This is a genomic window from Neptunicella plasticusilytica, assembly GCF_047922965.1.
Classification (GTDB): domain Bacteria; phylum Pseudomonadota; class Gammaproteobacteria; order Enterobacterales; family Alteromonadaceae; genus Neptunicella; species Neptunicella plasticusilytica.
Genome location: NZ_CP150481.1, coordinates 2,266,275 through 2,282,065, shown reverse-complemented (window position 1 = coordinate 2,282,065; position 15,791 = coordinate 2,266,275). Strand labels below are relative to the sequence as shown.

Annotated in this window: 15 protein-coding genes; 14 read left to right on the top strand and 1 reads right to left on the bottom strand. The window is 45.7% G+C overall.

All coding sequences use genetic code 11. The features are described from left to right. Positions 1-242 precede the first annotated feature (242 nt). From V1467_RS10110 to V1467_RS10080, 7 genes are all read left to right on the top strand, one after another. Positions 243-1,436, top strand: a complete 1,194-nt coding sequence (locus tag V1467_RS10110; RefSeq protein ID WP_416304862.1) for a thiamine pyrophosphate-dependent dehydrogenase E1 component subunit alpha — start codon at positions 243-245, stop codon at positions 1,434-1,436. Then, positions 1,429-2,406 (top strand): alpha-ketoacid dehydrogenase subunit beta, encoded by a 978-nt coding sequence (locus V1467_RS10105; RefSeq protein WP_416304861.1) that lies wholly within the window; start codon positions 1,429-1,431, stop codon positions 2,404-2,406. The genes V1467_RS10110 and V1467_RS10105 overlap by 8 nt, the downstream gene beginning before the upstream one ends. A gap of 9 nt (positions 2,407-2,415) precedes the next feature. Further along, on the top strand, positions 2,416-3,966 hold the full coding sequence (locus V1467_RS10100; RefSeq protein WP_416304860.1) for a dihydrolipoyllysine-residue acetyltransferase: 1,551 nt from the start codon (positions 2,416-2,418) through the stop codon (positions 3,964-3,966). Between the two features lie 111 nt (positions 3,967-4,077). After that, positions 4,078-4,920: a 23S rRNA (adenine(2030)-N(6))-methyltransferase RlmJ gene (locus V1467_RS10095; protein WP_416304859.1), complete on the top strand. Its 843-nt coding sequence runs from the start codon at positions 4,078-4,080 to the stop codon at positions 4,918-4,920. A gap of 7 nt (positions 4,921-4,927) precedes the next feature. Beyond that, positions 4,928-6,772, top strand: a complete 1,845-nt coding sequence (locus V1467_RS10090) for a protein kinase domain-containing protein (protein ID WP_416304858.1) — start codon at positions 4,928-4,930, stop codon at positions 6,770-6,772. A 1-nt stretch (position 6,773) separates the two neighbouring features. Beyond that, complete coding sequence (locus tag V1467_RS10085; protein WP_416304857.1) at positions 6,774-7,646, top strand: acyl-CoA thioesterase domain-containing protein; 873 nt, start codon at positions 6,774-6,776, stop codon at positions 7,644-7,646. A 14-nt stretch (positions 7,647-7,660) separates the two neighbouring features. Then, positions 7,661-8,215, top strand: a complete 555-nt coding sequence (locus V1467_RS10080; RefSeq protein ID WP_416304856.1) for a gamma carbonic anhydrase family protein — start codon at positions 7,661-7,663, stop codon at positions 8,213-8,215. 247 nt (positions 8,216-8,462) lie between these two features. On the opposite strand, the gene rsmF is transcribed toward V1467_RS10080, so the two are convergent. Beyond that, complete coding sequence (rsmF, locus tag V1467_RS10075) at positions 8,463-9,902, bottom strand: 16S rRNA (cytosine(1407)-C(5))-methyltransferase RsmF (RefSeq protein ID WP_416304855.1); 1,440 nt, start codon at positions 9,900-9,902, stop codon at positions 8,463-8,465. Positions 9,903-10,127: 225 nt separating this feature from the next. Here rsmF and V1467_RS10070 point away from each other — a divergent pair, with 225 nt between their 5' ends. The 7 genes from V1467_RS10070 (at position 10,128) to prc (ending at position 15,684) form a co-directional block, all read left to right on the top strand. Continuing rightward, on the top strand, positions 10,128-11,018 hold the full coding sequence (locus tag V1467_RS10070; protein ID WP_416304854.1) for a hypothetical protein: 891 nt from the start codon (positions 10,128-10,130) through the stop codon (positions 11,016-11,018). Positions 11,019-11,098: 80 nt separating this feature from the next. Beyond that, positions 11,099-11,350, top strand: a complete 252-nt coding sequence (locus tag V1467_RS10065) for a DUF3862 domain-containing protein (protein ID WP_416304853.1) — start codon at positions 11,099-11,101, stop codon at positions 11,348-11,350. 91 nt (positions 11,351-11,441) lie between these two features. Continuing rightward, entirely contained in the window at positions 11,442-12,128 is a 687-nt protein-coding gene (locus tag V1467_RS10060; protein ID WP_416304852.1) for an SIMPL domain-containing protein, read from the top strand. 27 nt (positions 12,129-12,155) lie between these two features. After that, a complete protein-coding gene (locus tag V1467_RS10055; RefSeq protein WP_416304851.1) occupies positions 12,156-12,620 on the top strand; it encodes a GAF domain-containing protein in 465 nt (154 codons plus the stop codon). Beyond that, positions 12,617-12,916: a hypothetical protein gene (locus V1467_RS10050; RefSeq protein WP_416304850.1), complete on the top strand. Its 300-nt coding sequence runs from the start codon at positions 12,617-12,619 to the stop codon at positions 12,914-12,916. Before V1467_RS10055 ends, V1467_RS10050 begins: the two co-directional genes overlap by 4 nt. Positions 12,917-12,925: 9 nt before the next feature. Beyond that, positions 12,926-13,576 carry an RNA chaperone ProQ gene (gene proQ / locus V1467_RS10045; RefSeq protein WP_416304849.1) on the top strand — a complete coding sequence of 217 codons (651 nt, stop codon included), beginning with the start codon at positions 12,926-12,928 and terminating at the stop codon, positions 13,574-13,576. Positions 13,577-13,638: 62 nt separating this feature from the next. Next, positions 13,639-15,684 carry a carboxy terminal-processing peptidase gene (prc, locus tag V1467_RS10040; protein WP_416304848.1) on the top strand — a complete coding sequence of 682 codons (2,046 nt, stop codon included), beginning with the start codon at positions 13,639-13,641 and terminating at the stop codon, positions 15,682-15,684. Positions 15,685-15,791 lie beyond the last annotated feature (107 nt).

The following is a 15,791-nucleotide window of genomic DNA, read 5'->3' as shown; positions in this document are numbered from 1 at the left end:
AACTTGTATCTCACAAATATGACTAGGTTTTTATATCCTTGAATAATTTAGGATGTACATCCTAAAGTCGCTTGGGAAAAGTGGCAATTATCCGTTATAACTGGAATTACCCTGTCTCAAAAAGCAAAACCTTCCCGCCACGTTCGGAATACCATTTAGCCTTACTACATCTCATTGCTTTGTGCCCTACACTATATAAATAACGATAAGGCAAAGTACTAAAACAAAGGTCTTTTATGCAAATGCAAAACAGAAACCATCTATCTGATATGAATAGTGTTCATCAGGTAGAAGTGATCGAAAATGGCATTGTAGATATTCCCATGTTGCAGTTAATGCAACCCGACGGAAGTGTGTTTGACGACGCCCAGGTGCCGGAAATCTCCGAGACACTGGCACTCAAAATGTATCACACCATGCAGTTTATCCGGGTGCTGGACGAGCGTATGGTGGCAGCTCAGCGCCAGGGGCGGATCAGTTTTTATCTGGCCTGCACCGGTGAAGAAGCTTCTACTGTGGGCAGTGCTGCAGCGCTGGAACCGCAGGATATGATTATGTCCCAATACCGTGAACAGGGAGCGTTGGCGTTTCGCGGCTATACTACCCAACAGTTTATGAACCAGATGTTCAGTAACGAGCAGGAGCCGAATAAAGGTCGACAAATGCCGATCCATTACGGTGCCAAAGAACTGAACTTTATGACCATTTCATCGCCTTTGGGAACCCAGATCCCGCAGGCTGCAGGTTATGCCTATGGCCAGAAAATGGCAGGGGAGCCGGCGGTGACCATCTGCTATTTTGGTGAGGGGGCAGCGTCAGAAGGTGACTTTCACGCCGGTCTGAATATGGCGGCAGTGTTAAATTGTCCGGTCATTTTCTTCTGTCGTAACAATGGCTACGCAATTTCCACTCCGGCCAGCGAGCAGTTTGCTGGCGACGGTATTGCCTCCCGAGGTTTGGGCTACGGGATCAAAACCATCCGGGTCGACGGTAACGATACATTGGCGGTGTTTGCCGCGACTCAGCAGGCACGTAAAATTGCATTGGAGAATAACTGCCCGGTGCTAATCGAAGCTATGACCTACCGACTGGCCGCGCACTCGACTTCTGATGATCCCAGCAGTTATCGTTCCAAAGAAGAAGAGGCACGTTGGGCCGAAAAAGATCCGGTTAAACGTTTGGCTGGTTGGTTAAAACTTCAGGGTTGGTTGGATGAAGAACAAAATGCCAAAGAGCTGGAAGCAATGCGTCAGGAAGTACTGCAAGAATTAAAACGGGTCGAACAAGTGCCAATTTGTGTAGTAGATGAGATTATCGGTGATGTTTATGACACACCTCCCTGGCATTTAAAAGAACAACTGGCCGAATTAAAACAGCATATTGGCAAGTATCCCGACGCCTATCCGAAAACCTCAGGGAGACTTAATCATGGCTAAAATGAATTTACTCCAGGCCATTAATAACGCCCTGATCACCGCCATGCAAGAAAATGAAAAAGTCATCGTTTTTGGTGAAGATGTCGGGCATTTTGGCGGGGTTTTCCGCGCTACCAGTAATTTGCAGGAACAGTTTGGCAAGCCACGCTGCTTTAATACCCCGTTAACTGAACAGGGGATTATAGGTTTTGCTAATGGACTAGCCTCACAAGGCTCGGTACCGGTGGCAGAAATCCAGTTCGGTGATTATATTTTTCCGGCCTTTGACCAAATCGTTAATGAGACGGCTAAGTTTCGCTATCGTTCCGGTGGTCAATTCAGCTGTGGTAGTCTGACAATCCGCACTCCTTATGGTGGTGGTATTGCTGGCGGACTATATCACTCGCAATCACCAGAAGCCTTTTTTGCCCACGTTCCTGGTCTTAAAATAGTGGTTCCGCGTAACCCTTATCAGGCCAAGGGGCTACTATTATCATCCATTCGTGATGACAATCCAGTGCTGTTTCTGGAACCCAAACGCATTTACCGTGCTTCGGTTGGCGAAGTCCCCGAAGAGGACTATGAACTGCCATTAGGTAAAGCCGAAGTAGTTAAACAAGGCTCCGATATTACATTGCTGGCCTGGGGTGCCCAAATGGAAGTCATGGAAAAAGCCGCCGAAATGGCGGACAAGCAAGGAGTCTCCAGCGAGATCATCGACTTGCGCAGCATTTTGCCCTGGGATGCAGATACCGTTAGCGAATCGGTAGTCAAAACCGGACGTTTGCTGATAAGCCACGAAGCACCATTAACCGGCGGTTTTGCCAGTGAAATTGCCGCCACTATCCAGAAGCGCTGTTTCCTGCATCTGGAATCGCCTATCGAGCGCATTTGTGGTCTGGATACGCCTTATCCTCTGGCCCATGAGAAAGAATATATGCCGGATCACCTTAAGGTGTATGAAGGCATTATGCGCAGCGTTAACTTTTAGGAGACGTCGATGAAAGATTTTATATTACCCGACATTGGCGAAGGCATTGTGGAATGCGAGTTGATGGAATGGCTGGTCGCCGAAGGTGACGAGATACAGGAAGATCAACCGGTGGCAGAAGTGATGACCGATAAAGCACTGGTGCAAATTCCGGCCATGTATGCCGGTAAAGTCGCCAAGTTATATTATCAAAAAGGCGATATTGCCAAAGTGCATCAACCATTGTTTGCGATGCAAACCGATGATAATAGCGAGCAAGACACAAGCGCAACGCCAGAAGCTGCTTCGCAACCGTCTTCTTTGCATAATTCAGAGCAGGCAACCCGACAGGAAGACTTTATCTTACCTGACATCGGTGAAGGTATTGTTGAATGTGAACTGGTGGAATGGTTGGTGAGTGAGGGGGATATGGTCAGTGAAGATCAACCTGTCGCAGAAGTGATGACTGATAAAGCACTGGTACAAATTCCGGCTAAACACGATGGAGTGGTGGTAAAGCTCTATTATGCCAAAGGTGATATAGCCCAGGTGCATACTCCGCTTTTTGCGCAAACTGTTGCGATACAGGAAAGTGATTCAAAGCCGGGATCAGCAGGCACGACATCTGGAACTCAGGCTGCAAGCGAAGCCTCCCAAGTGCCACAGAAGACAGCAACAAAAACTAAAAGCGCAGGCAAGGCTCTGGCGAGTCCGGCGGTAAGACGACTGGCCAGAGAGCAGGATATCAATATCCACGAGGTGCCGGGCAGTGGCAAGAAAGGTCGGGTGATGAAAGAGGATATCACCGCTTTTGTTGAAGGCGATAAAACCGTGCACGGCAAATCGTCGTCGAGTGATACTGCAATGGTAACTGGTGGAACCCGCACCGAGGCGATCCGTGGTGTTAAGGCTGCAATGGCGAAACAAATGATGGATTCGGTATCAACCATTCCGCATTTTACCGTCAGTGACGAAATTGATATGGGCAACCTGATCGCGGCTCGCTCTCAGCTAAAAGCGCAGTTTGAGCAACAGGATATTAAATTGAGCTTTATGCCGTTTATTATTAAGGCACTTTCACTGGCATTGGCTGAATTCCCGATTATCAACGCGCAGGTTAACGATGATTGTACTGAATTGACCTATTTTGATGATCATAATATCGGTATGGCGGTGGATTCTAAAATTGGCTTATTGGTACCCAATATCAAGTCGGTGCAGAACTTGTCGTTACTGGATGTAGCCCGTGAAGTGAACCGGTTGATAGAGCAGGCTCGTGCCGGCCGCTTGAGTAGCGCCGATCTAAAAGGCGGTACGGTGAGTATATCCAATGTCGGTGTGATTGGTGGCACGGTGGCAACGCCGGTGATCAATAAACCGGAGGCGGCGATTGTGGCTTTGGGTAAAATCCAGAAACTGCCGCGTTTCGACGAAAAAGAACAAGTAGTGGCTGCCAATATCATGCATATCAGCTGGTCCGGGGATCATCGTATTATTGATGGCGCGACTATGGTCCGATTCAGTAATTTGTGGAAATCCTACCTGGAAAATCCACTGAGTATGTTTACCGTGCTTAAGTAATCTGAGCTCGGGATAAATAACCTGATAAGACAGTGAGATAGAAACCCGCCTGCAAAGGTGGGTTTTTGCATTTAGCTAAAGTAAACTTATCTTTTTTATAAAGAGAACGCCGTGTTTAGCTACCGTCACGCCTACCATGCCGGCAATTATGCTGATGTTTTCAAGCATTTGTGCCAGATGATGATTATCAACAAGCTTAAAGAAAAACAGAAACCTTTTGTCTATATGGATAGCCATAGCGGGGCAGGGTTGTATCAACTGGATTCGGACATGGCCAGCAAGAATAAGGAATTTCGTGCCGGGGTGGACAGGTTAGTTGATAAGGCGGCGGATAATCCCGAATTGTTGGCATATTTGCAATTGGTTAACGAGTTTCGTGTCGACAACCAGTATCCCGGCTCTCCGGCTATTGCCGCCCATCTTCTGCGAGCCCAGGATCGCCTGTGTCTCATGGAATGGCATAATAACGAGTTTGCTAATTTGCAACGTTATTTGTATAGAGATAAAAGAGTCGCCTGTCATCACCGCGATGGTTATGAAGGGCTAGTGGCGTTAACGCCACCGGATCCGGCCCGAGGTTTAATTCTGATTGACCCGCCATACGAATTGGCCGAGGACTATCAAAAAGTGGTGCAGGTGATCAGCAAAATACAACAGCGCTGGCCAACCGGTATTATTGCCTTGTGGTATCCGTTACTGGCATCTCAACGGGACAAGAGCCAGCCAATGATTGAAGCGCTGCATGCCACTCAACCCATTAATTTGTACGTAGCAGAAGTCTGGGTTAAACAGCAACAACAGGAATTGGGTATGCATGGCTCAGGCATGGCTTTTATCAATTTGCCCTGGCAACTGGACGGTAAAATTGAAGCTTGCTTACCCTTGTTAGCTGAAGCCATGGAAGAGCCCGGTCAAGGCGGTTTTCGTAGCCACTGGTTGATTGAAGCAAAATAGTGTGCCTATGAGCCATAAGGTTACCAGTCTCAAGCATTTTTATATTCCCGATGAACAGTCGTTTTATCTGCTATCTCACCAGGACGCGCAAAAGCTCAAAGACTGGTTCGCGCTATGCCATCAACAACTGGAGCGGTTGGGCTATGCCAATATCGAATTAATTGGTAAAGGCGCCTTCGGTTTTGTATTTGGCGGCACTGCGCCGGACGGGCAACTGCTGGTGTTCAAGTTTTCCAGGATCAATTTACCGCAACATGTACAGGACAGGCTGGAAGAAGAAGCCTTTATGCTTAGCCTGGTCGATCATCCTAATGTGCCCCAATTGGTGGAATTCCAGCGGGTTAAAAAACAGGCTATTCTGGTCATGGAAAGGGCGCCGGGGCTGGATCTGGAACAATATTCCTTGCAACAGGGGCCGTTGTCGGCACGTTTGATTGTCAAAATTGCTGCGCAAATGGCCGATGTGCTGTTAGCGCTCAGACAATTTGAGCAACAAGGCCAAATCAAACCGCTGGTACATGGCGATGTTAAACCATCCAATCTGATGTTTGATCCCGAAACTGAAAAGGTATCGCTGATCGACTGGGGATCATCGGTATTCGCTCAACTGGACAGCAATGGCCAGTTTGTCGGCAATAATGTTATGGATTTGATGTCCGGCGATTTACAGCAAACTAATGCGCGGCTGGGCGACGTGTATTTTATTGGCGATGAACAGTTGTCAGGGCAATTATCAACAGTCCGGTTTGATGAACAAGGGCTCGCCAGCACGCTTTATGCACTGGCTTCTGGTCAGTCTTGTCGTTTTGGTCGCAAGGTCATCACGCCCAATTCGCTTAATTTACCCAAAGAACTGGCTAATACGCTGACCGCGATGATGGATGATGATCCGCAAGTCCGGCGTAAAGGCGGAGACTATTTTCTGGCCAATATGCGCTTTATCAAGCAACTGGCCTTTGCACCTGAGGATAATGTGCCTTATCAACCGATGATCCCCTGTTGGTTATCACATAACCGCCGCGAAATTGAAACCGTGGTGTATAGCTCGCGTAAATCGTTTTTGCGGGTCGAAAATTATCATCACGAGATGAACTATCTCAATGATGCGCAGTTTGACCGCTACTATAAGAATTATATGCAGGGTATGGGGGAAACCGAGAAAGCCTTTATTGCCGCCGTCGGACGCTTGGGCAAGTTTCCGGTAGTTGGTGGGTTGGCGGTGCGCTGGCAGGCCGAAGGCGTGTATATCGACTCCAGCCTTAACTTGCACGACCCGGCGATGAAAGCTTCGTTTGAAATGTCGGTAAATAATGTGGTTATTCTGGCCAGAGCGATACATCGCCAGGGAGTATTCAAAAGCTGTATGTTTAATGCCCGTGATACTCTGCATATTGAGCGTGAGCATGAGAATCAGCCTTTTATTGCTGGCAAGGATATTCGTATTCCTTTCGAGATGAGCCAGTTACCGGCCCCAGACAGCTTGTTGTCTGAAAATCGCAGTCGGATGCATTCCTACTTTGAAGATGGTGATGATCCGGACGAGTTGCTGAAATTGCCTGAATCAATGATGCAGGTGATCACCGAACTGAATGGTATTCACCATACCGGCTGTATTATTTTTGAAGCCTTGCCTACCCACCTGAAAATCCACAGTTATTATGTGTTGCTGGACCACGACAAAAAGCCACTGTTTGCCGAACTCTTATCCAAACTCATTGATTTAATTCCACAAATTGACGGTTTGGGGTTGTCAGGATTTATGAAATTACCTTATAAAGATACCCGTTATTTTGAACATATCGATCATCTAACGGAAAAATACTATCCACGTAATCCGTACAGGGGAATATAGAATGAAAGAAGTAAAACTGAATGCCCTGCTCAGTTTGGAAAAACTGGAAGTCGGGCTGTACCGTGGACAAAGCTGGGATCTGGGATTTCGGGCGTTATTTGGTGGACAAGTGCTGGGCCAGGCGTTGGCGGCAGCACAACAAACGGTTGAACCAGGCCAGCAGGCTCATTCGTTCCATTGTTATTTTTTGCTGCCGGGTGATGCCAGCAAGGAAGTCATTTACGATGTGGAAAGTATTCGCGATGGTCGCAGTTTCTGTACCCGGCGGGTAAAGGCGATTCAAAACGGGCGCACCATTTTCTATATGACAGCGTCCTTTCAGTTTCCGGAAAAAGGACTGGAACACCAGTTTGCCGACATGCCGGATGTACCGCCGCCACAAGAGCTGCAATCAGAAATAGACTGCTACAAAAAGCTGTTTGCCAATATGCCGGAAAGTATGCAGGAGAAGCTCAGCTATCACGAACCTATCGATATGCGTTCAGTGCAGTCGGTTAATCCCAAGGCGCCTAAAACTACCAAGCCGGTTCGCTATGTCTGGATGCGCGCCACTGAAGAATTGGGTAATGATTTGGCTGAACACCAGCGTATGCTAGCCTATGCCTCGGATTATTATTTTCTGGTTACCGCGTTGCAGCCACATGGCTTGTCGATAATGGATAAAGATATTCGTATGGCGACCATAGATCATGCTATGTGGTTTCATCGCGAGTTTGATTTTAACCAGTGGATACTGTACTGCATGGATAGTCCTTTTGGCGGTAACGCGCGAGGTCTGGTCAAAGGTCAGTTTTTTGATATGCAAGGTAATCTGATTGCATCGGCGATGCAGGAAGGTTTAATGCGTAAAGTGACCTCAGAAAAATCCACTTAAAGGTTAATTTAAAGATGTTTTATCAACTTGAAAGCCGGGCGCCAGAGATTGAACAGGATGTATTTGTCGCACCCGGGGCGCATATTATTGGTTCGGTCAAGTTGCAGCGACATGCCAGTGTCTGGTTTAACGCGGTGATCCGCGGAGACAACGAGGTTATTTGTATCGGACAGCGCAGTAACATTCAGGATGGTTCGGTGCTGCATACCGACGAAGGCATTCCATTAATCGTCGGCAACGGCGTTACCGTGGGCCACAAGGTTATGCTACATGGTTGTAATATTGGTGATTACAGTTTAATCGGGATTAATGCTGTGATCTTGAACAAGGCAAAAATAGGCCGTTATTGTGTTATTGGTGCCAATACGCTGATCCCGGAAGGGATGCAGATCCCGGATTATTCATTGGTGGTAGGCTCACCCGGAAAAGTGATAAAACCGGTGTCAGAACAGCAGGCCTTGCATCTTGAAGCCTCAGCTAGCCATTATGTTGATAATGCCAGACGATACCTGCAAGGGTTGCAGCCTCTTGTTGGGAAAGTAGTCAAAAAAAGACCCAGAGACTGCTAAGTCCTGGGTCCAGGGGAATGGCTCATTGGATGAGCCGTGCGCTAATTCAAACTCTTCAATGGGAGAAGCAAATTCAAAATTAGGAAGTTAATTGTAGACAAGCAAGGTTAAAAAATAAACAAATTCAAACGAAATTTGTAAACATGATATTTATTTTAGTAGATACAGTGAGTTAGATTAATTGAACAGAGCGCTTAAAGCGGATAAACACAGGTAATTCAAGGCTTATCCACATGTTTATACCAGTTTATTCCCAGCTTACTAACTGCCCGTCTTTGACCAGATCACGGGGCAGGTTATTCTTTAATTTACCCTTCAATGCTTTGACCAGTCCAACTGGGTAACCCTGATAACACACCAGTGCCTCACCACTATTTTGATTCAGTGGCCAGCGAATATCACGGCCGTGATAATACTCGCCGAATTGCGAGGGGGTTAATTCAAACAGATTTTTGCTGAACTGTTGTCCGTAGGCTAACGCGCCTTCATGGGTAAACTTGAAACCATGTTTGTGTTGTTCCGCCAGCTTTAAACCGATACGTTGCAAGCGCAATTTTCCAATAAGATCCTCGACAGGTGCCGGAAATAGCCAGTATTGATTATCTCGCTGATATAGCAGTAAATCATCGGGTAACGACCAGCCAAACTGTTGCTGAACATAGCGTTCAAGCTCGTCCCGTTGTTTACGAGTCACTTTGCTGAAAGGAAAGTTGTTAAGTGCTTTACCCTGATAGCAATAGTCAACAGAGGATTTTTTAGCTATTTTGGCAACGAAAAAACCTTCACTGTCGAATAACTGAGGCCAAATGTGCAAAAAGCCCTGTTCGGTCACCGCTTGTTCAGCGCCGTCAAAAAGATTGGCCAGACTAATAAACTCGACGGCCTCAGCAAATCGTTGTTGCAAATGTAGACAAATATGCTGATTTTCCTGCAGGTTCATGGTGCAGGTAGAGTAGACCAGCGTGCCCCCTGGTTTTAACGCAATAAAGGCACTTTCAATCAGTTTTTTCTGAGTACTGGCGATAGCCTGAATCGATTCAACCGACCAATTTTTCATTGCATCGGGATCTTTGCGTATCGTGCCTTCGCCGCTGCAGGGTGCATCGAGCAGTATGCAATCGAAGGTTTCCGGGGTCCAGTTACCGAATATACTGCCATCAAAATGGGTCATCGCGCAGTTGACAACCCCGCAGCGTTGTAAATTAGCCGACAGAACTTTGATCCGACTGGAAGAAAATTCATTGGCGATCAATAGTCCCCGGTTACTCATCAGGCCTGCCAGTTGAGTACTTTTTGAACCGGGTGCAGCAGCCATATCGAGTATTTTACCCGGCTGTGGATTATCGCCTATCAGAGCCACCGGAGGCAGCATCGAACTGGCTTCCTGTATATAAAACAGACCGGCCAAATGTTCAGCGGTATTACCGAGCGGTAGCGTTTGCTCCTGAATATCTGGACGTTCGAGCCAAAATCCCTCCTGACACCAGGGAATAGGGTCAAATAGCCAGCCTTCTGCGGTCATCTTGTGGATAAAGTCGTTGACTGATATTTTTAGAGTGTTAATCCGGATACTTTTACGTAAAGGCGTCTGGCAATGCCGGATAAAGTCGTTGATATCGAGTGTTCGTGGCAGAATGGCCGCAACAGAAGAGATAAATTCTTCTGGAATATAAGCTTTATTGTTCATTGTTATCTCGTCAAATGTTCGCGGTCAATATAATACCAATCCGTATAACAGCATGTTGCACGGGTATCTGTCGTATGCGTTGCTCCTCAAGCTGAGATTTAAATCGCAGCTATTCACAACGGCACTGAGCCAGTTTTATCCAATTTTGATTAGCCGCTTTGTCAAATTGGCGTTACATTTGAAACAGTAATAAATAATATTCTGGTCTACGCATCAAGGCTCACTATGGGTAAGGTCGCTAAGTTGGTATTCAATTTCGTCACCATTTTTGGACTGTTAATGATCAGTCCAAACGCGCTGGCTGAGCAAGTATTGTGGCTTAAATCCTTGTCAGGTGTGGATGCCAAACAACAAAAGTCCATCCATATCAATGAAAGCAGCATTCAACTCATTAGACAATTTATGCCCAAGATGAACTTTACCGAAGTGTTGGTGAATAATCGGCGAGCTTACAGCATTTTGGCATCCGAGCCTAATGCTTGTACCGGCAATAAACTTAAAACTAGCAGCCGCATGGAACAGTATTATTTTAGTGATTTACCTCAATCATTGTCGGCTGGATTACGGCTTTTTGTGATTAAGGATTCTGAACTGGACCGCCAGTTAACCCGGCTTTATCCGGGCAATCAGCAGGTCAGTGTTGAACAGATCTTGCAACACGACAGTTTAAAAGTGTTAGGGGTTGTTGGAGGACGATCCTACGGAAATAAACTGGACAGTGTGCTGACCGACAAAGCCATTCAAACTAAACTTTGGTCTAGGACGTCTTCGGATATGTTTATTGGCCTGTTGAAAATGTTGCTTAGAAATCGCTTGCAGGCAATAGTTGAATATCCATCTGTGGTGAACCGATACGATAAAACACTGTTCGAGAATATCGAGTTAGTCAGTTACCCGATTAAAGAGGCTCCAGAAATGGGGCTGGGATATATCATGTGTAGTAAAACGCAAACGGGATTGGCTCTTATCGCTGAATTTAACCGGGCCCTTGAATTGGCTTGTCAAACACCTGAGTATTACCAATTGCACTGGGACTGGAATGGTCAGCTTAGTGAAGGTGAATTCCGACACCTGTATACTAAGGTTTACCCAACTATAAAGGAACCAATCGAATGATTAATCACTCTATCTGAGTGCCTTGCGGATTCATTTTATGGTATAAAAAGGCGCTCTCGCGCTTTTATCAGGGGAAAGATATGTTGAAAAAAATACTGTTACTTAGTTTATTGATGTTGGCGGGTTGTTCAAAATTAACCATCCAGAACTACGATAAACTAGAAGTCGGGATGGACTATAAAGCTGTGATACAGGTATTGGGTAATCCGGATAACTGTGAGGAAAAATTTGGCACCAACGGTTGTCTCTGGGGTGACAAGAATAGCAAACATATCAAAGTCAGTTTTATTGCCAATAAAGCCGTGTTCTTTGAGCAACAGAATCTCGACTAATTCACATCAGCATCGGTTAAGTTAAGATAATATTCAGTCATTGTTCATACACCGGGACTTAATTTGTGGCCTGATTTAAAAGGAGAATCCAATGAAATTAAGTTACTTATTATTACTTGCCGGTTTATTTACCAGTCCTCTATACGCACAAGACAACCAGATAAGGGTGAGCGGAAAAGGTGCAGTTGCGGTTAAACCCGACCAATTGCAATTTACCGTGTTACTGGAAGAGAAGGGCGCGGTAACCAGTAAACTCAATGCTAGCCTGGAACAGAATAGCCAGCTGATTGTTAATTTACTGAATAAACATGGTGTGGAAAATAAAGATATCCAGTCGTTGCGGGTACAGCTTAGTCCCTGGTTTGAAAGAGACCAGGATGTGATGAAACAAAGTGGTTTTGTATTGTCACGCCAGATTAGAATTAACCTTCGACAACTTGATCAATATGACAAAATCATCGATGGAATATTGAAAATAGGCGCTAATCGCATTGAAGGTTTCCAGTATATCGCCTCGAATGAACGGGATATGTACGATGAAGCCTTATCACTGGCGGTACAGGATGCTGCAGAACGGGCCCAGGTTTTGACTAAAGCCGCTGATATCAAACTGGGTAATGTGTTATCCATCAACGAAAATGCCAGCTATGGAGCCCCTCATCCAATGATGAAAATGAACGCTATGGCTGAAAGCTCAGGGTATCAGCCTGGGCAAATACAGGTAACCGCAGATGTCGAAGTGGTATTTTCCATCCAGGCTCAAGCGCCTAGCCAATAACCCCCTTAAACGTTAACAGAAGAGTTTATGAGTCTGAATAAAGAATCTATCTATCGCGATGTCTGCCTGCAAACTGAGGGTTTGTTGGCAGGCGAAACTGATTTAATTGCTAATTTAGCCAATTTGAGCGCAATACTGTGGATGAACCTCACCGATATTAACTGGTGCGGATTCTATTTAGTTAAAGGCGAAGAATTGGTATTAGGTCCATTTCAGGGCAAGCCAGCCTGTATCCGTATCCCGCTAGGTAAAGGCGTCTGTGGTACGGCCGCAAAAACAGGAGAGGTGCAACTTGTCGATAACGTACATGAATTTAGCGGTCATATCGCCTGTGATGCCGCATCTAATTCAGAAGTCGTGTTACCTTTTTATCATCAGCAGCAACTGGTTGGCGTGCTGGACATCGACAGTCCGATGTTTAGCCGTTTTGACGATGAAGATGTGCAAGGATTGCAACAAGTCATCAATATTTTGCAGGCAAGTCTGGCATGAAAGAAATGATTGATATTCATGTTGTGCTAGCCACAGCAGAGGACATGCAGCAGTGGGAAGATGATGCTGAAGATGTTGCAGAACGTTTTAATGATATGCTGCATTACCTGTACAACGCTGCCGATGAAGACATTGAAATCGGCAAACTGGAGCAAATTATTCAGCATGTATGGGAATATTGGTCGAAAGATCAGCATTTAATCGATATTGATGCCGAGGATTTGTATGACTGGGTTGACCAATTACTGGCAACTTGGGATGATGGCGACTCCAACAGTCTAGATGACGATAATTAGTGAAGTTGAATGGATAATCCCGAGAAATTTTCTTCCAGCAAAGAAGTGATCGCTTTTTTAGCTGAAACCTTTCCTGCCTGTTTTTCGATAGAAGGCGAAGCCAAGCCGCTCAAAGTCGGAATTTTTCAGGATTTGTGCGCCAAATTAGCCGATGAACCCAGAGTAAGTAAAACACTGCTCAGATCCACATTACGTCATTACACCAATAGCTGGCGTTATTTGCATTCGATTAAAGAAGGTGCCCATCGGGTCGATTTAAACGGAGAGCAGGATGCCGCTATTGATAAAGAGCATGCCGAACATGCTTTGCAACAATTGACTGAAAGTAAGCAAAAAGTGGCTGAAAGGCGCAAAGAACAGCAGAAGAAAAAGCCGTCTGACAAGAAGAGTTACAAAAATAAAGCAACAAAACCGCTAAATTCAAAACCGAAAGGAACTAAAGTTGCAGCGGGTGAACCTAACAAAAAAGTTGTGCCAGTTAAACTGACCGATAATGAATTAATTGTTGGTACCCGGGTAACAGTCAAAATTGGTAAAGCGCCAATGCCTGCTACTATTACTGAGGTAGGTAAGGACGGGGTACATGTGCAGTTAACCACAGGCATGACCGTAAAAGTTCAGGCTGATAATCTACGCTTGGCAAGCGAAACAAAGAAGTAAGTAACGAGTGAGTTCCGAAACCACAGGGCGGCTTGATTACTGAATGTCTCAGAGGTAGTTATATGAAGAATTTTCTCCGTGTATCAGTGGCCACCGCCATCGTTAGCATGAGTATGTCCGCAGTCGCAGTCAATCAAGCCGACAGTGTTGAAAATTTACCTGTTCTCACGCAGGAAAGCCAACATGCTACAGCAGCAAAGCGTGTTTCAGCCTTGTTTACCCGGGCTCACTATAAAGAAGTTGCGCTAAACGATCAGTTGTCTGAAAAAATATTTGATCGCTATATTCGCTCCTTGGATACCAATCGAAATGTTTTTCTGGCGTCTGACATCAAGACATTACAGAAGTATCGTGATTCTTTTGACGAGGCATTGGAACGTGGTCATCTGGATGTCGCCTACGATATTTTCAATTTGAATATGGAACGACGGGTAGAGCGTTTTGAGTTTGCATTGTCATTGCTGGACAAACCCTTTGACTTCGAGAAAAAAGGTGACAGTTTCACTTTTGATCGTGAAGACGCGGCGTGGCCCACTAATCAGGCAGAGCTGGACGAGTTATGGCGTCAACGAGTTAAATATGACGCGTTGAACCTAAAGCTGAACGGTAAGGAGTGGCCGCAAATTGTCGAGCTGCTGACCAAACGTTATGAGCGAGCCATTAAACGTCTTAAGCAGACGCAAAGTGAAGATGTGTTTCAAACAGTAATGAATGCCTTTGCTCGCAGCATCGAGGCGCATACCAGTTATCTGTCTCCTCGTAATGCAGAACGTTTCCAGATGGAAATGAACCTGTCTTTTGAAGGAATTGGTGCTGTGTTGATGAGTGAAGACGATTACACAGTGATCCGCAGTATTGTGCCAGGTGGACCGGCTGAATTGTCCAAACAAATTAAGCCGGAAGATAAAATTATTGGTGTCGCCCAAGACGATGAAGAATTTGTTGATGTGGTTGGATGGCGTCTGGACGAGGTCGTCGAATTGATTAAAGGGCCTAAGGGAACAGTTGTCCGGCTGCAAATCCTGAAAGGTATTTCTGATTCAAATACACCATCCGTGGTCAGTTTGACCCGAGACAAGATCAAGCTGGAAGACAGAGCGGCGAAATCCAAAGTGATTACTCCCGACAGTGGGCCACATAAAGGCCAGAGTATTGGCGTAATAGAAATTCCGTCTTTCTACAATAATTTGCATACCGATGTTATTAAAGAAATAGCCAAGCTTAAAGAGCAGGATATTCAGGCTATTATTGTTGATTTACGTGGTAATGGTGGTGGTTCATTAACCGAAGCCACTTTACTGTCCGGGTTGTTTTTTGACCGTGGGCCAGTAGTTCAGATCCGTGATGGTGCCGGACGAATTAATGTCAACAGTGATACCGACGGAGTGACCTATTACGACGGGCCAATGACAGTGTTGGTGGACCGTTATAGTGCATCTGCATCCGAAATATTTGCCGCCGCCATGCAGGATTATGGTCGCGCTATTATTATTGGCGAACACACCTACGGCAAAGGGACTGTGCAGCAACATCGTGGTTTGGGTCGAATTTATGACCTGTACGATAACCCGATTGGCAGTGTGCAGTTTACTATTGCCAAGTTCTACCGGATTAACGGTGGCAGTACCCAGCATCAGGGCGTTATCCCTGACGTGTCTTTCCCTTCGCCTATCAAACCTGAAGAGTGGGGTGAAAGTCAGGCGGACAATGCCTTACCCTGGGACAGCATTCCTCGTGCCAACTACGTGACTGTTGGAGAGACCAAATCGGCATTGGAGCAAGTTAATTCGCAACACAATGAACGTATCAGTCATGATCCGGAATTTGCCTATTTGTTTGAAGATATTGCCCGTTATCAGAAAGAAGAAAAGAACAAGAGTATTTCTTTGGTCGAGTCTGTCAGAAAAGCCGAGAGGGAAGAGCAGGACGCACGTAATTTGGCTCGCACCAATCAGCGCCTGGAACGTCTGGGTAAAGAAAAAGTGACAAGCCTGGATGATATTCCGGACGGGGTGCTGGATGATCTGGATCCCTTTTTGGATGAAGCCACCCAAATTACTTATGATGTAATTTCGACTGGCAAATATGCAATCAATACTCATCATTGATTTAATAAAATAGTAGTGTAACCAACAGGGCTGACCCAGCCCTGTTTTTTTATGTGTAAACAACGAAATATAGTCGCAGTAAGAGCTAAAATCTTATTGTAGATATA